The following is a 1,218-nucleotide window of genomic DNA, read 5'->3' as shown; positions in this document are numbered from 1 at the left end:
TGTAGACTTGCGTAAAAATAAGACAGTTTAAAAATTCACTAACTTTAAGCTGTTATGAAGAAATCAAAGTTTACAGAGAGCCAAATAATCAAGGCGCTCAAAGAGAACGAATCAGGCAGGTCGGTAGAAGAGATCAGCCGAGATCTGGGCATTACAAAAGGGACATTCTATACCTGGCGCAGGAAATATGGCGGGATGGAAGTCAGCCACCTCAAGCGCCTTAAAGAGCTGGAAGAGGAGAACCAAAAGCTGAAGCAGATGTACGCGGACCAGGCCCTTCAACTAAAAATGGCAAAAGATGTAATCTCAAAAAAGTGGTAAAGCCTTCCGCCAAAAGAGATGTAGTCGGATACTTGAAAAAGAAATACAATACCGGAGTCGGGAAGTGCTGTGAGTTAGTTCAGATGAGCAGGTCCAGCTGGTATTACAAGAGCAAGTTAGACGACACGCCGGTGGTTAAAAAACTTGATGAGATGGTTGAAAAATATCCCAACCGTGGATTTGAGAATTACTACTACCGGATCAGGCGTGAAGGCAAAAAATGGGCTTGGAGCAGAGTACTACGCGTATATAGAGAAATGGGCTTAGTGCGAAGGCCAAAGAAGAGGAAGAGGCTTCCAGAAGAGCTTCGCAAGCCCCTTGGACAGCCAGCCGGGCTTAATGAAGTCTGGAGCATGGACTTTATGAGCGACAGCCTGGAAGATGGCAGGACGTTTAGGGTATTGAATATCATAGACGACTACAACAGAGAGTGCTTATGCAATGAGGGTGGGGTAAGCTACCCCTCCCAGAGGGTATTAAGGCAACTGGAACTGCTGAAAAGTGAATACGGGCTGCCAAAATATATCCGTACAGACAATGGGTCGGAGTTCCGCTCAGATGAATACAAGGCCTGGTGCCTGAAAAATGGAGTGGAGCCCGTGTATACGGAGCCAGGCAAACCGATGCAGAATGGCTACGTAGAACGGTTTAACCGGACATTCCGGGAAGACATATTGGATGCTTACCTGTTTAGCTCGGTATCCCAATATAACAGGATCGCAGAAAGGTGGAATGAAGATTACAATTGGTATCATCCTCATGATTCTTTAGGCAAGAAGAGCCCGAGGGAATTTGCTTCAAGGCAAAGCGCAAGTTTGGCAGGGGCTAGCCCCTGCCAAACTTGATTGGAACTACTATTTTACAATTATTGACTGTCTTAAGAAGCATAAGTCTACA

The 1,218-nt window shown here is 45.7% G+C and carries 2 protein-coding genes; both read left to right on the top strand.

Annotation, left to right across the window (positions count from 1 at the left end; genetic code table 11):
• The first annotated feature begins 54 nt into the window (after positions 1 to 54).
• On the top strand, positions 55 to 321 hold the full coding sequence (locus tag MW688_RS19235; RefSeq protein ID WP_486737631.1) for a transposase: 267 nt from the start codon (positions 55 to 57) through the stop codon (positions 319 to 321).
• Positions 315 to 1,166, top strand: coding sequence for an IS3 family transposase (locus tag MW688_RS19230; RefSeq protein WP_486737630.1), 852 nt, complete (start codon positions 315 to 317; stop codon positions 1,164 to 1,166). The genes MW688_RS19235 and MW688_RS19230 overlap by 7 nt, the downstream gene beginning before the upstream one ends.
• Positions 1,167 to 1,218: the final 52 nt, after the last annotated feature.

It is taken from the genome of Johannesbaptistia floridana (genome assembly GCF_057440575.1).
Note: the sequence above shows the minus strand (reverse complement) of the source record. Positions and strands in the feature narration are given on the sequence as shown.

What these genes read in the sequence shown, in the direction of transcription:
- MW688_RS19235 (WP_486737631.1), top strand. Translation starts at nt 55, where the DNA reads ATGAAGAAATCAAAGTTTACAGAGAGCCAAATAATCAAGGCGCTCAAA.